We start from the raw sequence: 19053 nt of genomic DNA on the forward strand, positions 1-19053 counted from the left end.
TGCGGGGGCGGGTCGCCCGAAGGGCCGAGCAGCCCGCCCCAGCCCGCGCCGTGATCAGCGCCGGGCATATTCGCGGAAGCCACGTCCCGTCTTGCGGCCGAGGCAGCCCGCGGCCACCAGGTGCTCGAGCAGCGGCGCCGGCGCCAGGCCCGGGTCACGGAATTCGCGGTGCAGAACCTTCTCGATGGCGAGCGAGACATCGAGTCCGACGACGTCGAGGAGCTCGAAGGGGCCCATCGGGTAGCCGCCGCCCAGCTTCATCGCGGTGTCGATGTCGTCGAGCGTCGCGTAGTGCTCCTCGACCATCTTGATCGCGTTGTTCAGGTACGGGAAGAGCAGGGCGTTGACGATGAAGCCGGCCCGGTCGCCGCAGTCCACCGGGTGCTTCTTGATCTTCGTGGTGACCTCGCGCACGGTGGCGTGAACCTCGTCGGAGGTCAGCACCGTACGGACCACCTCGACCAGCTTCATCGCCGGGGCCGGGTTGAAGAAGTGCATCCCGATGACGTCCTGCGGGCGCGAGGTGGCGCGGGCACAGGCGACGACGGGCAGCGAGGAGGTGGTGGTGGCGAGCACCGCACCCTCCTTGCAGATCTTGTCGAGGGTGGCGAAGAGAGCCTGCTTGATCTCCAGATCCTCGGCCACGGCCTCGACGGCCAGGTCGACCTCGGCGAAAGCGTCGAGCGAACCGGCCGGAGTGATCCGGGCCAGCGTGGCCTCGCGCGCCTCGGCCGTCATCCGGCCCTTGTCCACCGAGCGGGCAAGGGACTTGGCGATACGTGCCTTCGCCGTCTCCGCCTTCTCCGGGCTGCGGCCGGCGAGCACGACGTCGTAACCGGCCTTGGCGAAGACCTCCGCGATACCGCTCGCCATGGTGCCGGAGCCGGCCACGCCGACGGACCGGACCTCGCGGCCGCCCGCCGACGCCGATTCAGCCTGCGGCGTCAGGGCGTCCGGCACCGGGACCGCGCTGCCGGGAGTGGCGTACGAGTAGAAACCGCGGCCCGACTTGCGGCCGGTCAGGCCGGCCTCGCTGAGCTGCTTGAGGATGGGGGCGGGCGCGTGCAGCCGGTCGTGGGACTCGGAGTACATCGCGTCCAGCACGGTACGGGCGGTGTCGATGCCGATCAGGTCGAGCAGGGCGAGCGGGCCCATCGGCAGTCCGCAGCCGAGCTTCATCGCGGCGTCGATGTCCTCGCGGGAGGCGTACTTGGCCTCGTACATCGCGGCGGCCTGGTTGAGGTAGCCGAACAGCAGACCGTCCGCGACGAAACCGGGACGGTCGCCGACCGCGACGGGCTCCTTGCCGAGCTCGCGGGCGAGCGCGGTGACGGCCTCGACGGCGAGCGGGGAGGTCAGCACCGAGGAGACGACCTCGACGAGCTTCATGGCCGGGGCCGGGTTGAAGAAGTGCAGGCCGAGCACGCGCTCCGGGTGCTGGGAGTCGGCGGCGAGCCGGGTCACCGAGAGGGCGTTGGTGCCGGTGGCGAGGATCGCGTCCGGGCGGACGATGCCGTCCAGCGCCCGGAAGACCTGATGCTTGGCCTCGTACGACTCGGGCACGACCTCGATCACGAGGTCGGCCTCGGCCGCGGCCTGCAGATCGGAGAAGGTGCGGAATCGGGCGAGAGTGTTCCGGCGCTCCTCCTCGGTGCTCCGCTCGCGCTCCACGGCACGGGCGGTGGAGGCCTCGAGCGCGGTGACGGCATGGCTGGCGGCGGCGTCGCTGATGTCGATGCCGATGACCTCACGGCCGGCGCGGGCGAGGACTTCGGCGATGCCGGTGCCCATGGTGCCGAGGCCGACGACGGCAATGGTGTGGAGAGGGGTGTCCATCGGGGGACTCCAGGGATGAGTGACGACTGATGAGGAGCGCGCGCGAGCGGGAACGCCGAAGGGCGCGTGCCTGGCGGCATGGCTGCATAGAACGGGCGCACGGAAATTCGGCGCACCGGAATTGCGTGTCGAGGTGCGGGCCGACGGACTCTGTCCCGGAGTCACGTCGTACGTAATGCAGAACTACCGAACCGACAAAGCACTCGCGGCGGCTGCGTCACCAGGCCACCGTGAGCTGCGGGGGTTACCCGCTCACTTGAGCTTAACCCGCCGGTAACGAGCGCGCCATACCTGAGCGGGTGTGATCTGGATCGCCGGTCGTTCGTGGTCTCTCGCACGGCCGTGGCAGGTCCTTGTCCAGTCCTTGGCCGGTCCTGGTTGTCCTGGCCGGTCCGTCGCCTGTCTCCCGCCGATACGCTGACCGCCATGGACGAGGAGTTACGGTCGCTCGCGGGGCGGCTGCGCGGTGAGTCGGGCGGCTCGGTGGCGTATGAGCGGCTGCTGGTGACCGAGGACCAGGAGGAGCTCGCCGGAGTCCTCATCGAAAACGAACGGCCTCTGTGGGCACGGGAGATCGCCGCCTTCCGGCTGGGCTGCGCGGGAGACCGGCGGTCCTTCGAGGCGCTGGTACTGCTCCTCAACCACCGCGATCCCGCGCGCTGTGTCTCGGCGGCACACGCTCTGGCGAGGCTGAACGACCCCCGCACACCCCGGGCGGCGGCCGCGCTCGCCACGAATGAGCTTCGGGTCGCCTACGCCCTGCTTCCGGTCCGGCTGCTCACGCGGCTGCGCGCGCCGGAGTCCGTACCGGCGCTGATCACGGTCCTGAGACGCCGGCTCGCTCCGGGCGACCCGCACTGGCGGGTGGCCCTGGCCTGCGTCGAGGGCCTCGGTGCACTGGGCGACAAACGAGCGGCCGGCATCCTGGGCTCGGCCCGCACGCACCCCCGGCTCACCGCGGCGGCGGAGGCGGCACTGGCCCGGCTGGGCTGAGCGCCCGGGCGGAAGGGCCGAGCTCACCGGGTGGGCCGGCCCTCGCGGCGGAGAGGCCCCGGCCGCGCGGCCGGGTGCGAGCCGTGCCTACGGGCCGAGGGGCTCACGCCCGACCGCCCATGGCTCTACGCGGTCAGGGCGCGGGCGTACCGAACCTCCGGGACCGCAACGCCGTCCACCTCGAAAGGCTCCTCCGCGCCGTCGGGTGCGAAGCCCGCCTTCTCGTAGAAGCGGCGGGCGCGCTCCTTCTCCCTGAGGACCCAGAGCCGCATCTCACCGAACCCGTCGGCCGTGGCCCGCCCCGTCAGCTCCGCCATCAGCGCCTGCCCCGCACCCGTGGATATCTGTTCCGGGAGCACGTAGATCGCGTACAGCTCGCACCGACTCGCCGTCCTGTCCTCGTCCCGGCTCGGTCCGCAGCAGCCCCACCCGATAACCTCGCCGTCGCGCTCGGCGACCACATTGGTGATGCGTCTGCCGCCTGTCGCGAGGAAGGCGCGGCGCTTCGCCGCGTCCTCCTCGACGCTCATCGCGTCCAGATACGACGGCGGCATCAACCCGGCGTACGCGTGCTGCCAGCCCCGGACCCGGACGGTCGCGACCGCATCGCAGTCGTCGATGCCCATGTCCCGTATACGGACCGTCATCCGCTAACCCTCCTCGCCGGTGATCGCGAACGCCTCGATCTCGACGAGCAGTTCGGGCCGGAACAGGGCCGCCACCTGGACCGCCGAGCTCGCCGGCAGCCGTCCGGGGTCGATCACCTCGTCCCGCGCCGCACGGACGGCCGGAAGGTGCGCGACATCGGTGACGAAGTACGTCAGCTTGACCACGTCGTCGAAGGAGGCGCCCGCCGCGGCCAGACAGCGGCGGAGGTTCTCGAAGACCTGTCGCGCCTGCGCCGCCGGGTCCCCCTCACCCACGACCTTGCCGTCCTCGTCGAAGGCGCACTGCCCCGATATCGCCACGAACCGGCCGGTGCCCCAGACGACATGGCTGTATCCGGTGCCGGGAGCCACGCCTTCGGGTGCGTGAATACGCGTGAGTGGTGAAGTCATGCGTTCATCCTCGCCCACACCACTGACAGTCCCGACAGATTTCCCGGCCGCCCGCCTCAGAGCAGAGTCAGCTGGGTCGGCTCCGGCGTCGAGAGCTCCGGCTCCTGCGGTACCGGGATCCGCCGCGGCACACCCCGGTCCGCCGGGCCTATGCCGAACTCCGCGGCCAGTTCATGGACATGACGCGTGATGCGGCGCTGGTACCACTTCGGCGCATACGCTCCTTCCGCGTACAGCCGCTCGTAACGCCGCACCAGATGCGGATGGTGCTGTGCCAGCCACGCCATGAACCACTCGCGCGCTCCCGGTCGCAGATGAAGGACGAGAGGCGTCACCGACGTCGCTCCGGAGGCGGCGATCGCCCGTACCGTCGCGCGCAGTTGGTCCGAGTGGTCGCCGAGGAACGGGATGACCGGCGCCATCAGCACCCCGCAGCCGATGCCGTGCTCGGTGAGGGTGCGTACGACATCGAGGCGCCGCTCGGGCGAGGGCGTGCCCGGCTCGACCGTGCGCCACAGCTCGGGGTCGGTGAATCCGACGGAGACGGAGATCCCGATCTCGGTCACCTCGGCCGCCTGTCGCAGCAGTTCCAGATCGCGCAGGATCAGCGTGCCCTTGGTGAGGATGGAGAACGGGTTCGCATGATCGCGCAGAGCGGTGATGATGCCCGGCATCAGCCGGTAGCGCCCTTCCGCCCGCTGATAGCAGTCGACGTTCGTCCCCATGGCGATATGAGCGCCCTGCCACCGCCGCGACGCCAGTTGCCGGCGCAGCAGCTCCGGCGCGTTGATCTTCACCACGATCTGGGAGTCGAACCCGAGCCCGGTGTCGAGGTCCAGATAGCTGTGGGTCTTGCGGGCGAAGCAGTACACACAGGCGTGCGAGCAGCCCCGATAGGGATTGACCGTCCACTCGAACGGCATCCGCGAGGCGCCCGGCACCCGGTTCAGGATCGAGCGGGCGCGGACCTCGTGGAAGGTGATGCCCCGGAATTCGGGGGTGTCGAAGGTCCTGGTGGTCACCGCGGACGCACCGAAAAGCGCGGTGTCCCCGGCCGTCGTGGGGTTCTCGGCCAGATTGTCCCAGCGCATGCGCGCCTCCTCGATAGCACTGACCACATAATAGAACACATGTTCCCTTGATCGCTTGCCCCACCGGTGGACCACGACTGCGGTACGCCTCTGATTTGGGGCGCCGACCCCGAGGTGATTGGCTAGCGGCACCCCGAAGAACCGAGTGCTGGAGGAACGCGAATGGCGCAGGTCGAGGCCACCACGGAACGGATCATCGCGGCGGACGCGGAGAAGGTGTTCGATGCGCTGGCCGACTACGAGAACACCCGCGCGAAGCTCCTGCCCGAGCACTTCAGCGAGTACGAGGTCCGTGAGGGCGGCGACGGCGAGGGCACCCTCGTCCACTGGAAGCTCCAGGCGACCAGCAAGCGGATCCGCGACTGCCTGCTCGAGGTGACCGAGCCGACCGACGGCCAGTTGGTCGAGAAGGACCGCAACTCCTCGATGGTCACCACCTGGACCGTCACCCCGGCCGGCGAGGGCAGGTCGAAGGCCGTCGTCAGCACCGTCTGGAACGGCGCGGGTGGCATCGGCGGCTTCTTCGAGAAGACCTTCGCCCCCAAGGGACTTGGCCGGATCTACGACGCGCTGCTCGCCAAGCTGGCCGCCGAGGTCGAGAAGTAGCCCGTGAAGTAGCCCTGTGGGGTTGCCGTGGCTCTCACCGTTTCGAGTGGTTTTTCCCGCGGCCCGTGATGCGCCCCGCGCGCCATGGGTCGGGGGAAAGCCCCTGATGAGCGCCCGAAGTGCGCCCCGCCAGAGCCAGTTGGGCCCCGTCGCACGCCCCGGCACGGATAACGTCCCGCTTGCTCCCCCTTGGCGCGTAATGCGAAGAATTACGCCGCGCAGGCGTGACGAGGGGAGCAGATACGTGGGCGGCATCACTCTGGTGAAGGACGAGCAGGCGGCTCCGGCCGCGGCTGCACCGCCTCCGCCTGCCGGACCGGCCGAAGCCGCCGCGGTCAGCCCGCGCCGCGTACGCCTCGTCTTCACCGGACTGATGCTCGCGCTGCTGCTCGCCGCGCTCGAGCAGATGATCGTCGCCACCGCCCTGCCGAAAATCGTCGGCGAACTGCACGGCCTGGACCGGATGTCGTGGGCGATCACCGCCTATCTCCTCACCGCCACCATCGGCCTCCCCGTCTACGGCAAACTCGGCGATCTCCTCGGCCGCAAGGGCGTTTTCCAGTTCGCGATCGTCGTCTTCGTGATCGGCTCCGCGCTGGCCGGCCGGTCGCAGAGCATGGACCAGCTCATCGCCTTCCGCGCCATTCAGGGCATCGGCGCAGGCGGCCTCATGATCGGCGTGCAGGCGATCATCGCCGACATCGTGCCGCCCCGGGAACGCGGCCGTTTCATGGGTCTCATCGGCGCCGCCTTCGGACTCGCCTCCGTCGCGGGACCGCTGCTCGGCGGCTTCTTCACCGACCACGCATCCTGGCGCTGGTGCTTCTACTTCAATGTCCCCTTCGGCCTGGTCACCCTGGTCGTGGTCACCGTGGTGCTGAAGCTTCCGAAGCCCGCTGCCAGAGCCCGACTCGACGTCCTCGGCGCGCTGTTCCTCGCCGCCGCGTCCACCTGCCTCGTACTGCTGACCAGCTGGGGCGGTACCGAGTACGCGTGGGACTCGCGCGTCATTCTGGGTCTGGCGGCCGGGGCGGCGGGAACCGCCCTGCTCTTCCTGGTCGTTGAGTCCTTCGCTCCCGAACCGATCATCCCGCTCCGGCTGTTCCGCGATTCCGTCTTCACCGTCACCAGCCTCGTCGGCGCCGTCGTCGGTGTCGCACTCTTCGGCGCGGCCAGCTATCTGCCGACATTCCTCCAGATGGTCGACGGAGCCAGCGCCACCGAGTCGGGGCTGCTGATGCTGCCGATGATGGGCGGCATCGTCGGTGCCTCGATCATCTCCGGCCGGCTCATCAGCCGTACCGGGCGCTACAAGATCTACCCCGTTCTCGGAAGCGCGATCTCGGCCGTCGGCATGTGGCTGCTGTCGCGCCTCGAGGCCGACACACCCCGGCTCGAGCTCAGCATCTGGCAGGCCGTGCTCGGCGTCGGGATCGGACTGGTGCTGCCGGTGCTGATCCTCGCCGTGCAGAACGCCGTACCGGCCGCCGACCTCGGTACCGCCACCAGCGCCAACAACTACTTCCGGCAGATCGGCGGCAGCGTCGGCGCCGCGATCTTCGGCACTCTCTTCGCCAACAGGCTCACGGACGCGCTCGCCGACCGCCTCCCGGCCGGTGCGGGCCTGCCCACCGCATCCCTTCCCGGCGTGGAGTCCCTCACTCCGCAGATGGTGCACGCGATGGAGCCGGCGCTGCGTGACAGCTACATCCAGGCGTACGCAGACGCGATGCCGCGGATCTTCCTCTACTTCGTGCCGGTGCTCGCATTCGGCCTCCTCATCGCCTTCTTCCTCAAGGAGAAACCGCTGGTGTCCCAGAATGCCCCGGCCGCCGAGCCCTCTGTCGCCTCCGCCTCGGTCCCGCCGGCCCGCAGCGCGCGCACCGATCGCGCCGCCCGCACCACGCCGGCGTACACCTCCGGCGTCCCGGTCTGCGGCACCGTCCAGCACCACGACGGCAGTATCGTGCCGCGCGCCGCCCTGACCCTCATCGACGTACAGGGACAGCAGATCGGACGTGGCGCGAGTGGCGAGGACGGGCGGTACGCGCTCAGCGTGCCGGGCTCCGGCTCGTACGTCATGATCGCGGCGGCAGGCGGACACCAGCCGCAGGCCGTCACCGTCACTGTCGGCGAGCGGCCCGTCGAGCTCGATGTGGTCCTCGGCGGCGCGGGCAGGCTCGCCGGGACCGTCGTCACGGCCGACGGATCGCCGGTGCGCGACGCCGCCGTCACCCTCACCGACGTACGCGGCGACGTCGTCGTCACCACCCGCAGCGGCCGCGAAGGCGGCTTTGCGATCACGGAGTTGGTGGCCGGGGAGTACACGCTGGCCGCCAGCGCGCCCGCCTTCCGCCCCGCCGCGCAGACGGTGAGCGTGCAGGCGTCCCGCGAGACCAGGCAGGACATCGAGCTCGCGGGCGGAGCCGTGCTGCGCGGCACGGTACGGGCCGGTGGCGGCCGCCCCGTCGAGGACGCGCGGGTCACGCTGCTCGACGCGGCGGGCAATGTCGTGGACACCCTCACCACGGGCCCCGACGGCACCTTCCGGTTCGTGGATCTGTCCTCGGGGGAGTACACGGTGATCGCTGCGGGCTATCCGCCGGTCGCGACAGTCCTGCAGGTCGCGGGCGGCGGACGTTCCGAGCGCGATCTCCAGCTGGGACACGAGGATTGAGTGCTCGTCAGTTTCGCGCCCCGCGCACGACCCATTTCGGCGTTGCCCCGCGCGCTGCCCGCGCCGCGCCGTACCGTAGTGGCAGGGCCGCAGATCCTGGCGGCAGGGAAGGAGCCTCCCACCCATGGACAGTGGTGTTCCGCCGACACCGCCGCGGGAGTACGCCGTGGCCGGCCGGATTCCGCTTGCCGTGGTCGTCGTGGACGGCGACGGCTTGGTGTCGCACTGGTCGACCGGTGCGAAGCGCCTCTTCGGCCCCACCAGGGAGCAGGCGGTGGGCCAGCCCGCCGTTGAACTGCTTCCGGTCTCCGGCGCGCTCGCGGAGGACACTGAGTACCAAAGGTACGACGACTACGGCGGTCTGGGCCCCGGACTCGACGCCTCGCTGAACGGCCTCACCTCCTACCCCGCGGCCGGCCGGGCCCGGCTCTCCGAACCCGGACGCGACCGGGTCGATGTGCTGTGGTGGGCGTACCCGATGGTCGGACCTGGCCACGAGCGGCTGCTCGTACTGGCCGCGGACGCCGCGCAGTTCGGCGGCGAGGACGAAAGCGTCGAGCGCATCGCGCCCGGATTCGCCCTGCACACGGAGTTCCCCGGCTTCGAAGAACTGGCGCGCCGGCTCCCCGAGATCCTGCCGAGCATGAGCGTCCACCAGTCGACACGGATCGTCTCCCAGATCCTGGACCTGGGCTATCCCGTGCTCGAGTTCAGCCATCACGACCGGGTGCCGGTCACCCCGGACTGGGGTGTGCCCAGGCGTGCGGAGCGCAAGGCGCGGCAGCGGGCCGCCGAGGAGGCGGCAGCGGCGGGGCAACCGGTCGACACGGCCGACCTCGAGCAGGATCTCGAGTACGCCGCGGTCCGCGAGCGGCTCGAATTCCTCAACGAGGTCAGCGGCCGCATCGGTTCCTCCCTCGACCTCGCCCGTACGATCCAGGAAGTCAGCGCGGCCGTCGTGCCGCGCTTCACCGATGTCGCCGGCACCTATCTGCGTGAACAGGTCATCGCGGGCGAAGGCTTCCCGGACGGACCTCCGGACGCCACCACCATGTGGCACCGCGTCGCCCTCGAGCATGTGGACGAGCCGGGCCGCTGGGACGATGTGGTGCCGGTCGGCGAATCCATGCCGTTCCCCGAGCACACCCCGTTCTTCCAGTGCATGACCACCGGCGATCCGGTGCTGGTGCCCCGGATAAGCGAGCAGATGGGCAATGCCATCGCCTCGCAGTTCGAAAAACGCGATATCCGGCCGCTGATCAACAACCGTTCGATGCTCGTCGTGCCGCTGAAGGCGCGCAATGTGGTGCTGGGCTTCATGATCCTGCTGCGCCATGCGGAGCGCCCGCTGTTCAACGACATGGACCGGGTCACCGGGGCCGAACTGGCAGCCCGCGCCGGGCTTGTCCTCGACAACGCCCGTATGTACACCTACCAGGAGAGTGTGGCCGAGACCCTCCAGGACTCGATGCTGCCGCAGGTCACCCCGCGGATGGCCGGCTGCGACACCGCCACCCGCTATCTGCCGGGGACCCTGATGGGACGGGTCGGCGGCGACTGGTTCGACTCCGTCAAGCTGCCCGGTTCGCGGACCGCGCTCGTGGTGGGCGATGTGATGGGACACGGACTCAACTCCGCCGCGATGATGGGCCAGTTGCGTACGGCCGTACAGACCATGGCCGCCCTGGACCTGCCGCCCGAGCAGCTCCTGCGGAACCTCGACGACCTCGCTCAGCGTCTCGGCGAGCACTACCTCGCGACGTGTCTGTACGCGGTCTACGACCCGATCCGCAATGAGCTCCGGATGGCGAACGCCGGCCATGTGCCGCCGGTGATCGTCCGTGCGGCGGACGGGCGCAGCGAGCTGCTGGAACTGCCGACCGGCGCTCCGATCGGGGTCGGCGGAGTGCCGTTCGAGAGCGTGCGAGTGCCCGTGGCACCCGGCGACCGTCTCGTGATGTGCACGGACGGCCTGGTGGAGGTCCGTGGCGAGGACATCGGTGTCGGGCTTGCGACGCTCTGCGAATCCGCGGCCCATCCCGCCGCCTCCATGGACGACGCCTGCGACACCATAATCCGCTCGCTGAACGTCCGTGGCGGACGGAAGGACGACGTCGCCCTGCTGATGGCCCGGCTGAACGGTATCGAGGCCGAGTCGGTTGCGGTCTGGGAGCTGTCGCTGGAGCCGCGCGAAGCGGCGCGGGCCCGGCGGCTGGTCCGTGGACAGCTGCGGTCCTGGGGTCTCGGTGATGTGACGGAGATTGTGGAGCTGCTGGTCAGCGAGGTGGTCACCAACGCGGTGCGCCACGCGCAGGGCCGTCGCGCGGAGCTGCGGCTGGTACGCGCCGGATCCCTGCTGTGTGAAGTGGCCGACGAGGACCACGTCCTGCCGACGCTTCTCGACGCCGGCCCGGACGCCGAGCTGGGCCGCGGACTGCGCGTGGTGAGCGGCCTGGCGCGGGAGTGGGGCACCAGCCGTACTGCCGACGGCAAGACGGTCTGGTTCGAGATGGCGCTGCCGTAGCGGCTCTCGGGACGTCCGAGCGCTCGGCCGCGGGCTCGAACGCCAGGTGAAGGAATGTGCCGGGTACTTGTCGCCGCAACCCGGGCGCGATAGACCGATCTTGACGTCGTGTCACACCTGGGGAGCTGGTCATGAGCGTGACGAGTCGGTACAAGGACGCCTGGGAGGGCTTCTGGAGCGAGGCCCCCGGCGAGCCGGGCGCGGTCTTCTGGGATGCGGAGCCGGCCCTCACCGCGGGGCCCCATCTCGCGGTCTACGAACCGCATGTGATGGATCCCGGGCTGACTCTGGTGGATCTCGGCTGCGGCAACGGCACACAGACCCGATTCCTGGCCGATCGCTTCCCTCAGGTGCTCGGCGTGGATCTCTCGGCCGCCGCGATCGAGCTGGCCAGACAGCAGGACAAACGGAGCGAGACACGGTTCCGGGAGATCGACGCGGTGGACGGGGCGATGGTGGCGCAGCTGCACGCCGAGCTCGGCGACACCAATGTCTATATGCGCGGGGTGCTCCACCAGTGCGACGCGCAGGACCGGCAGCCGCTGGCCGACTCGATCGCCACACTGGTGGGTGAGCGCGGACGCGCCTTCGTGGTGGAGCTCGCGGAGGCGGCCGGGCAGCACCTGAGGACTCTGGCGCAGGCCTCGTCGGGACCGCCGCCCAAGCTGAAGCCGGTGTTCCGGCACGGCATCCAGCCGGGTGCGGTGGCCGACGCGGACGTGGCGGAATTCTTCCGGAGGGCAGGTCTCGCCGTGCTCGCAAGCGGTGAACTGCCGCTGACGACAACGGAGTACGCGCCGGACGGCTCACGTATCGAGCTGCCGTCGAAATGGCTGGTCCTCGGCCGGGAGGGATAGCGCCCCGACGGACGGAGCCGGCGGCTGCCGATGAAGACGCCGGGCGGCGAAGCGAGCCCGCCGGGCAATGCCGGGCGGGCTCACTCGGAGCTGCGGTCCTGGCCGCGTCGTTCGACGGCGCGTACCGTGATGCCGTGAAGATCCTCATCAGCGCAGACATGGAAGGCGCCACCGGAGTGACCTGGCCGGCCGATGTACTGCCAGGCACTCCCCAGTGGGAGCGCTGCCGGTCCATGTTCACCTCCGATGTGAACGCGGCGGCCCTCGGGTTCTTCGACGGTGGCGCCGACGAGGTGCTCATCAACGAAGCGCACTGGACCATGCGCAATCTCCTGCTCGAGCGGCTCGACGAGCGGGCTCAGATGATCACCGGCAAGCACAAGTCACTGTCCATGGTGGAAGGCGTGCAGCACGGCGACGTGGACGGCATCGCCTTCGTCGGCTACCACACCGGCGCGGGCACGGAGGGCGTGCTCGCGCACACCTACCTCCCCAACTCCATCACCGGCGTGTGGCTGAACGGCGCGCGGGCGAGCGAGGGACTGCTCAACGCCCATGTCGTCGCGGAGTACGGCGTGCCGGTGGTGCTCGTCACCGGTGATGATCTGACCTGCGTGGATGCCGGCGGCTATGCGCCGGACGCCCGCACGGTCGCCGTGAAGGACCATGTGTCGCGGTACGCGGCGGTGTGCCGCACTCCGGCACGTACCGCCTCCGACATCCGCGCCGCCGCGAAGGAGGCCGCGGCGCTCGCCGTACGGCACGAGCCGGTGCGCGGCGGCCCGTTCGGCGTGGAGCTGGAGTTCGACGCGGCCCATCTCGCGGGGGCCGCTACGGTCGTCCCCGGGGTGACAAGCAGCGGTGAGCGGCGGGTCGCGTACACCAGCGAGACGATGTATGAGGCTATTCGTACCTTTAAAGCGGTCACGACGATCGTGTCCGCGGCGGTGGAGGAGCAGTATGGCTGACGTGACAACGCCCATGGACGGCCATGCACTCGACGAGGTGGTCACTTTCACCTCCGAGCTGATCCGCATCGACACCACCAACCGCGGCGGCGGGGACTGCCGGGAGCGGCCCGCCGCGGAGTACGTCGCCGAGCGGCTGGCCGGCGCCGGCCTCGAACCCACCCTGCTCGAGCGCACGCCAGGGCGCACCAATGTGGTGGCCCGGATCGAGGGCACCGACCCGTCCGCCGATGCGCTGCTCGTCCACGGCCATCTGGACGTGGTGCCCGCCGAGCCCGCCGACTGGTCCGTGCACCCCTTCTCGGGAGAGGTCCGCGACGGCGTGGTGTGGGGCCGGGGCGCGGTCGACATGAAGAACATGGACTCGATGGTTCTCGCGGTCGTACGGGCGTGGGCGCGCGCGGGCATCAGGCCCCGGCGCGACATCGTCATCGCGTACACCGCCGACGAGGAGGCCAGCGCCGTCGACGGCTCCGGCTTCCTCGCCGACCACCATCCCGGCCTCTTCGAGGGCTGCACGGAAGGGATCAGCGAGTCGGGGGCCTTCAGCTTCCACGCCGGGCACGGGATGACGCTCTACCCGATCGCGGCCGGCGAGCGCGGCACGGCATGGCTCAAGCTCACCGCGCGCGGCACGGCCGGCCACGGCTCGAAGGTCAACCGCGCCAATGCGGTGAGCCGGCTGGCCGCGGCCGTCGCCCGGATCGGCGAGCACCAGTGGCCGGTGCGGCTCACCCCGACCGTGCGGGCCGCGCTGGCCGAGCTCGCCGTACTGCACGGCATCGAGATCGATGCGTACGCGGCAGGATTCGACCCGGACGCGCTGATGGCGAAGCTCGGCCGGGCCGCCGCGCTGGTCGAGCCGACCGTGCGCAACAGCGCCAACCCGACCATGCTGGAAGCCGGTTACAAGATCAATGTCATTCCCGGGAACGCCACCGCGTACGTCGACGGGCGGATGGTGCCCGGCGGTGAGGCCGAGTTCCAGGACACCATGGACCTGCTGACCGGACCGGATGTCGAGTGGGAGTTCCACCACCGCGAGACGGCGCTGCAGGCACCCGTCGACTCCCCGACCTACGCCAAGCTGCGTGCGGCCGTCGAGCGCTTCGACCCGGACGGCCATGTCGTGCCTTACTGCATGCCGGGCGGCACCGACGCCAAGCAGTTCTCCCGGCTCGGCATCACCGGTTATGGCTTCTCGCCGCTGAAACTGCCCGTGGGCTTCGACTATGCGGCACTGTTCCACGGGGTCGACGAGCGCGTCCCGGTCGAGGCACTGCACTTCGGCGTGAAGGTTCTCGACCACTATCTGCGGTCCGCATAGGGGGAGTCGGCAATGGTACCCACGGGAGCCTACGGAACCTGGCCGTCACCGATCGACGCGGCACTGGCCGCCTCGCACGACGGGCGCCCGGAATACCTCGGCATGGTCGGCGACGAGGTGTGGTGGACCGCGCCACGCCCCACCGAGGGCGGCCGGCGGGCCCTGATACGCAGACGGGCCGACGGCGGCGAGGAGTCGGTGCTCCCGGCCCCGTGGAACGTCCGCAGCAGAGTCATCGAGTACGGGGGCCGGCCCTGGGCCGGAGACCTGCGCGCCGAAGGCACCCCGCTCATCGTCTTCGTCCACTTCCCCGACCAGCGGCTGTACGTGTACGAGCCGGACACGCCCGAGGCCGCGCCCCGTCCGCTCACGCCGGTGTCGGCACTCGGCGGCGGGCTGCGCTGGGTCGACCCGCAGCTCCGGCTGGACCGCGGTGAAGTCTGGTGCGTGCTGGAGGAGTTCACCGGCGCGGCGCCCACGGACGTACGCCGGGTGATCGCGGCCGTGCCGCTGGACGGCTCGGCCGCCGAGGACCGTGCAGCGGTGCGGGAGCTCTCCGACGACCGGCACCGCTTCGTCACCGGGCCCCGGCTGTCGCCGGACGGGCGGCACGCGGCCTGGATCGCCTGGGACCATCCCCAGATGCCCTGGGACGGCACGGTGGTGATGCTCGGCGAGGTGACGGAGGGCGGGCCGTTCAGTGCTGTGCGGCCCGTCGTCGGCGATACGGACGAGTCGGTCGCCCAGGTCGACTGGGCCGCGGACGGCTCCCTGCTCTTCGTCTCCGACCTCGGCAACTGGTGGGAGCTGCAGCGCATCCGGCTCGACGGGCCGACGCCCGGGGCCGCAGCGCGCACGAGTCTCTGTCCCGGCCGCGGGGAGGAGTTCGGCGGACCGCTGTGGAAGATCGGCCTCAAGTGGTTCCATCCCCTGGAGAACGGGCTGATCGCCGTCATTCACGGCAAGGGCGCCACCGCGCTGGGGATTCTCGACCCGGAGACCGGTGAGCTCGTCGACGCCGCCGGACCCTGGACCGAGTGGTCGTCCACCCTCGCCGTGCACGGCGACCGGGCGATCGGGGTCGCGGCCAGCCCGCGCAGCGCCTACGAGGTCGTCGAGCTCGACACCAGGACCGGGCGGACCCGGGTCATCGGCTCGGCGCACGACGACCCGGTGGACCCGGTGTACTACCCGGAGCCGCAGATCCGTACCTTCGTCGGTCCCGACAACCGCGAGATCCACGCCCATATCTATCCGCCGCACAGCCCGGACCGGATCGCGCCCGACGACGAACTGCCCCCGTTCGTGGTGTGGGCGCACGGCGGCCCCACCGGTCATGTCCCGCTCGTCCTCGACCTGGAGATCGCCTACTTCACCTCGCGCGGCATCGGCGTCGCCGAGGTCAACTACGGCGGCTCCACCGGCTACGGCAGGGAGTACCGCAACCGGTTGCGCGAACAGTGGGGCGTCGTCGACGTCGAGGACTGCGCGGCCGTCGCCGAGACGCTGGCCGCCGAAGGCACGGCGGACCCGGCGCGGCTCGCGATCCGCGGTGGCAGTGCGGGCGGCTGGACCACCGCCGCTTCCCTCACCACCACCGACGTGTACGCCTGCGGCACCATCATCTATCCGATCCTCGACCTGACGAGCTGGGCCACCGACGGCACCCATGACTTCGAGTCCCAGTACCTGGAATCGCTGATCGGCCCGCTTGCCGACGTCCCCGGCCGCTACCGCGAGCGCTCGCCGCTGCAGCATGTCGACCGGATCACCACGCCGTTCCTGCTGCTGCAGGGCCTCGACGATGTGATCTGCCCGCCCGTGCAGTGCGAGCGGTTCCTGGCACAGATGGCGGGGCGCGGCATCCCGCACGCGTACATCGCCTTCGAGGGTGAGGGCCATGGCTTCCGCAGGGCCGAAACGATGGTCCGCGCGCTCGAGTCCGAACTCTCCCTCTACGCCCAGACCTTCGGCATCGTCCGCAGCGACGTCCCCCCGCTGGAGCTCAAGAAGTGACCCTGCCGAGTCCTCCTGGGGTACAACCGCCGAACCCCCGGCCCCTGGCCCGGCCCGCGCGGCTGAGGCCGGGTGCCAGGGTCGCCGTCGTGGCGCCCAGCGGACCCGTCCCCGAAGAGCGGCTCGAAGCGGGCCTGAAGATCCTGCGGAGCTGGGACCTGGTTCCGGTCGTGATGCCTCATGTCCTCGGCCGGCACCCGGAGCTGTCGTATCTCGCCGGCGCGGACGAGGAGCGGGCCCGGGACCTGAGCGAGGCCTGGTGCGACCCGTCCGTCTCCGCGGTGATCTGCGCCCGCGGCGGATACGGCGCACAGCGCATGGTCGAGCTCCTCGACTGGACGGCGATCCGCGCGGCCGGGCCCAAGATCCTCGTCGGGTACAGCGACATAACGGCCCTCCATGAGGCCTTCGCTGTCCGGATGGGCCTGGCCACGCTGCACGGTCCCATGGTCGGCGCGCAGGCCTTCCACCAGGACGTCCGCACCCAGGAGTCGCTGCGTGCCACGCTCTTCGAGCCCGAGTCGGTCCGGACGCTCGGCCTGGAAACAGCCCGCACGATGGTCCCCGGCCGGGCCCGAGGCATCACGCTCGGCGGCTGTGTCAGTCTGCTCGCCGCCGAACTCGGCACTCCGCACGCCCGCCCCTCGGCCCGCGGTGGTCTGCTGCTGATCGAGGACGTGGGGGAGGAGGACTACCGGCTCGACCGGATCCTCACCCAACTCCTGCGTTCGGGCTGGCTGGAGGGCGTGGCGGGTGTCGCGCTCGGCTCGTGGGTGGACTGCGGTCCGTACGAGCAGGTGCGTGCGGTGCTGCAGGACCGGCTCGGCGGCCTTGGCGTGCCGGTCGTGGAGGAGTTCGGCTTCGGGCACGGGGTGAACGCGCTGACATTGCCGTTCGGGGTGCCGGCGGTGCTGGACGCGGACGCGTGCACGCTGACACTGGAGGTGCCCGCCCTGGTATGACACCGTCGCGCGCTCCAACTCCCCGTCGGCGAAGCAGAGGTTGGGGACCTCATGGGCGGGACGGTGAACGAATCCGCAGCCGGACCGGCGGCTGAATCAGCGGATCAGCCGCCGGGCGTGGTCCTCCGGGTTACCGGCCGAGCGACGCGTACCCCGGCCGGATCACCTCGTCGATCAGCCGACGGCGCTCCGGCAGCGGCAGGAACGCCGACTCGACCGCGGCGACGGTGAACTCCTCGAAGACCTCGGGGCCGTAGCCGAAGGCGTCCACCATGTGCTGGAACTCCTGGCTCATGGTGGTGCCGGAGACCAGGCGGTTGTCCGTGTTGAGCGTGATACGGAAGCCGAGGCGGCGCAGCAGGTCGATGGGGTGCGTGGCGTAGTCCTTCGCCGCCCCCGTCTGGAGGTTGGACGTCGGGCAGACCTCCAGGGTGATGCGGCTGTCGCGTACGTACGCGGCCAGATGGCCCAGGGTCGCCGTGCCGTCGTCGTGCACCGTGATGTCGTCGGTGATGCGGACGCCGTGCCCGATCCGCTCGGCGCCGCAGATCTGCACCGCCTCGTGGATCGATTCGGCGCCGACGGCCTCGCCGGCGTGGATCGTGAAGTGGCAGTTGTGCCGCCTCAGATGCTGGAAGGCCGGCAGATGACGGGCCGGCGGGTTGCCGATCTCGCCGCCCGCGATGTCGAAGCCGGCCACCCCGCGCTCGCGGTGTGCCACCGTCAACTCGGCTATCTCCAGTGAGCGTTCGGTGTGGCGCATGCCGGTGAGCAGTGCCCGCACCGTGATCCGGCCGCCGCTGCGGTGCTCGCCCTCACGGAAGCCCGCGTTGACCGCCTCGACGACCTCGTCGAGGGTCAGACCGCCCTCCAGGTGCTGCTCGGGGGCGTAGCGCACCTCGGCGTAGACGACTCCGTCCGCCGCCAGGTCCTCCGCGCACTCGGCCGCGATCCGCCGCAGCGCTTCGCGGGTCTGCATCACCGCGCAGGTGTGGGCGAAGGTCTCCAGATACCGCTCGAGCGAGCCGGAGTCCGCGGCGTCGCGGAACCAGATCGCGAGAGCGGCCGGGTCCTCGGTGGGCAGCTCGCGGTAGCCGCACTCCCGGGCCAGCTCGATGATCGTGGCGGGGCGCAGACCGCCGTCCAGGTGGTCGTGGAGCACGGCCTTGGGCGCGCGCGAGATGTCAGACAAGTGCATGGCCCGGGAGTGTACGGCACGTCCGGCCACGGCGCCGTGACAGCCGTCTCCCGGCTCGGCCGGCCGTCGGTCGAGCTGTCAGTTCGACTGGATCACGGGCAGGGCGGGCGCCCCGCTCGGCAGCATGTGCTTGGCCGCCATGATCGGCGTGTCCTCGACTCGTACCACCTGTGTGACCAGCACGGCAGGGGTGTCGGCCGGCCGGCCCAGCTGCTCTCCGCGGCGCTGTCCGAGCAGCGTGGCGCTCACCCCGCTGTGTGCGGTGAGCATCACACCGCGAGAGGCCGCGGACAGCACCGCGAGCATCGAGGTGGCCGGTGCGGGGACGGCCCGCAGAGCCGCGGCGAAGGCCGGATGCACCTCGTCCAGCACCTGCTCCGCGGCCGCCCACTCCTGGCTGAGCGCCGCCGCCGTACCCTCTCCGATCAGCAGTGACTCCCAGAACCGCAGCTCCGCACCGGCCGGTGCGAGCAGATGCTGGGTGGTGAAGTCCGTGGGTTCCTCGACGGCGCGCAGCAGCGGTCGCAGGCGGAGCGGGGTGCCGGTGGACAACAGGTCCTCCAGCGGCTGGATGTGTTCGTAACCGCGCCGCGGCGGCCGGTCGTTGACGGTCCTGCCGACCCCGCGGCGTACCGTGAGCAGCCCGTCCTCCTGGAGCAGCAGCAGTGCCTCGCGCAGCGCCGGCCGGCTGACTCCCAGTTCGGCGGCGAGCCGGGGCTCGGACGGGAGCGTGGAGCCCGGGGGATAGGTGCCTTCGTGGATGGCGTCCGCGATCCGCTCGTACAGGACGACGACCGGCCTACGCTGCTGTCCGGTGACTGCCACCGGTCCTCCTCGGTTCTGCACCTGCGGATCTTCGATCTTTCTGAGCGTAGCTTGTCTGACAAGGCGAGCCGCAGCCGGTCCTCGCCCGCCACTGACGGACGGCACGGCTCACCCG

The 19053-nt window shown here is 70.6% G+C and carries 15 protein-coding genes; 9 read left to right on the forward strand and 6 right to left on the reverse strand.

The window, feature by feature from the left end; translation table 11 throughout:
- Window positions 1-54: 54 nt before the first annotated feature.
- Window positions 55-1836, reverse strand: coding sequence for a 3-hydroxyacyl-CoA dehydrogenase family protein (locus OG966_RS32830; protein ID WP_326653651.1), 1782 nt, complete (start codon window positions 1834-1836; stop codon window positions 55-57).
- Between the two features lie 426 nt (window positions 1837-2262).
- On the opposite strand from OG966_RS32830, the gene OG966_RS32835 reads away from it, so the two are divergent.
- Window positions 2263-2829: an adenylosuccinate lyase gene (locus OG966_RS32835; RefSeq protein ID WP_326653652.1), complete on the forward strand. Its 567-nt coding sequence runs from the start codon at window positions 2263-2265 to the stop codon at window positions 2827-2829.
- Window positions 2830-2954: 125 nt separating this feature from the next.
- Here OG966_RS32835 and OG966_RS32840 read toward each other — a convergent pair whose 3' ends face one another.
- From OG966_RS32840 to OG966_RS32850, 3 genes are read right to left on the reverse strand one after another with little or no spacing between them, the layout of a single operon-like run.
- Complete coding sequence (locus OG966_RS32840; protein WP_326653653.1) at window positions 2955-3476, reverse strand: GNAT family N-acetyltransferase; 522 nt, start codon at window positions 3474-3476, stop codon at window positions 2955-2957.
- A 3-nt stretch (window positions 3477-3479) separates the two neighbouring features.
- Window positions 3480-3887, reverse strand: coding sequence for a RidA family protein (locus tag OG966_RS32845; protein WP_326653654.1), 408 nt, complete (start codon window positions 3885-3887; stop codon window positions 3480-3482).
- A 56-nt stretch (window positions 3888-3943) separates the two neighbouring features.
- Complete coding sequence (locus tag OG966_RS32850) at window positions 3944-4978, reverse strand: Rv2578c family radical SAM protein (protein WP_326653655.1); 1035 nt, start codon at window positions 4976-4978, stop codon at window positions 3944-3946.
- 162 nt (window positions 4979-5140) lie between these two features.
- Between OG966_RS32850 and OG966_RS32855 the strand changes: the two genes are divergently transcribed.
- From OG966_RS32855 to OG966_RS32890, 8 genes are all read left to right on the forward strand, one after another.
- Window positions 5141-5584 (forward strand): SRPBCC family protein, encoded by a 444-nt coding sequence (locus OG966_RS32855; protein ID WP_326653656.1) that lies wholly within the window; start codon window positions 5141-5143, stop codon window positions 5582-5584.
- A 244-nt stretch (window positions 5585-5828) separates the two neighbouring features.
- On the forward strand, window positions 5829-8261 hold the full coding sequence (locus tag OG966_RS32860; RefSeq protein ID WP_326653657.1) for an MFS transporter: 2433 nt from the start codon (window positions 5829-5831) through the stop codon (window positions 8259-8261).
- A 124-nt stretch (window positions 8262-8385) separates the two neighbouring features.
- On the forward strand, window positions 8386-10785 hold the full coding sequence (locus OG966_RS32865; RefSeq protein WP_326653659.1) for an ATP-binding SpoIIE family protein phosphatase: 2400 nt from the start codon (window positions 8386-8388) through the stop codon (window positions 10783-10785).
- A gap of 131 nt (window positions 10786-10916) precedes the next feature.
- Window positions 10917-11642: a class I SAM-dependent methyltransferase gene (locus tag OG966_RS32870; protein WP_326653660.1), complete on the forward strand. Its 726-nt coding sequence runs from the start codon at window positions 10917-10919 to the stop codon at window positions 11640-11642.
- Window positions 11643-11776: 134 nt separating this feature from the next.
- Entirely contained in the window at window positions 11777-12610 is an 834-nt protein-coding gene (locus tag OG966_RS32875) for a M55 family metallopeptidase (RefSeq protein WP_326653662.1), read from the forward strand.
- Entirely contained in the window at window positions 12603-13937 is a 1335-nt protein-coding gene (locus tag OG966_RS32880; protein ID WP_326653663.1) for a M20/M25/M40 family metallo-hydrolase, read from the forward strand. The genes OG966_RS32875 and OG966_RS32880 overlap by 8 nt, the downstream gene beginning before the upstream one ends.
- Window positions 13938-13949: 12 nt before the next feature.
- Window positions 13950-15953, forward strand: a complete 2004-nt coding sequence (locus OG966_RS32885; protein ID WP_326653665.1) for a S9 family peptidase — start codon at window positions 13950-13952, stop codon at window positions 15951-15953.
- Window positions 15950-16915 (forward strand): S66 peptidase family protein, encoded by a 966-nt coding sequence (locus OG966_RS32890; RefSeq protein ID WP_406730582.1) that lies wholly within the window; start codon window positions 15950-15952, stop codon window positions 16913-16915. The genes OG966_RS32885 and OG966_RS32890 overlap by 4 nt, the downstream gene beginning before the upstream one ends.
- Before the next feature lie 130 nt (window positions 16916-17045).
- On the opposite strand, the gene OG966_RS32895 is transcribed toward OG966_RS32890, so the two are convergent.
- A complete protein-coding gene (locus tag OG966_RS32895; RefSeq protein WP_326653667.1) occupies window positions 17046-18113 on the reverse strand; it encodes an adenosine deaminase in 1068 nt (355 codons plus the stop codon).
- A gap of 78 nt (window positions 18114-18191) precedes the next feature.
- On the reverse strand, window positions 18192-18938 hold the full coding sequence (locus tag OG966_RS32900) for a GntR family transcriptional regulator (protein WP_326653669.1): 747 nt from the start codon (window positions 18936-18938) through the stop codon (window positions 18192-18194).
- Window positions 18939-19053: the final 115 nt, after the last annotated feature.

This window comes from Streptomyces sp. NBC_01750 (assembly GCF_035918095.1).
Taxonomy (GTDB): domain Bacteria; phylum Actinomycetota; class Actinomycetes; order Streptomycetales; family Streptomycetaceae; genus Streptomyces.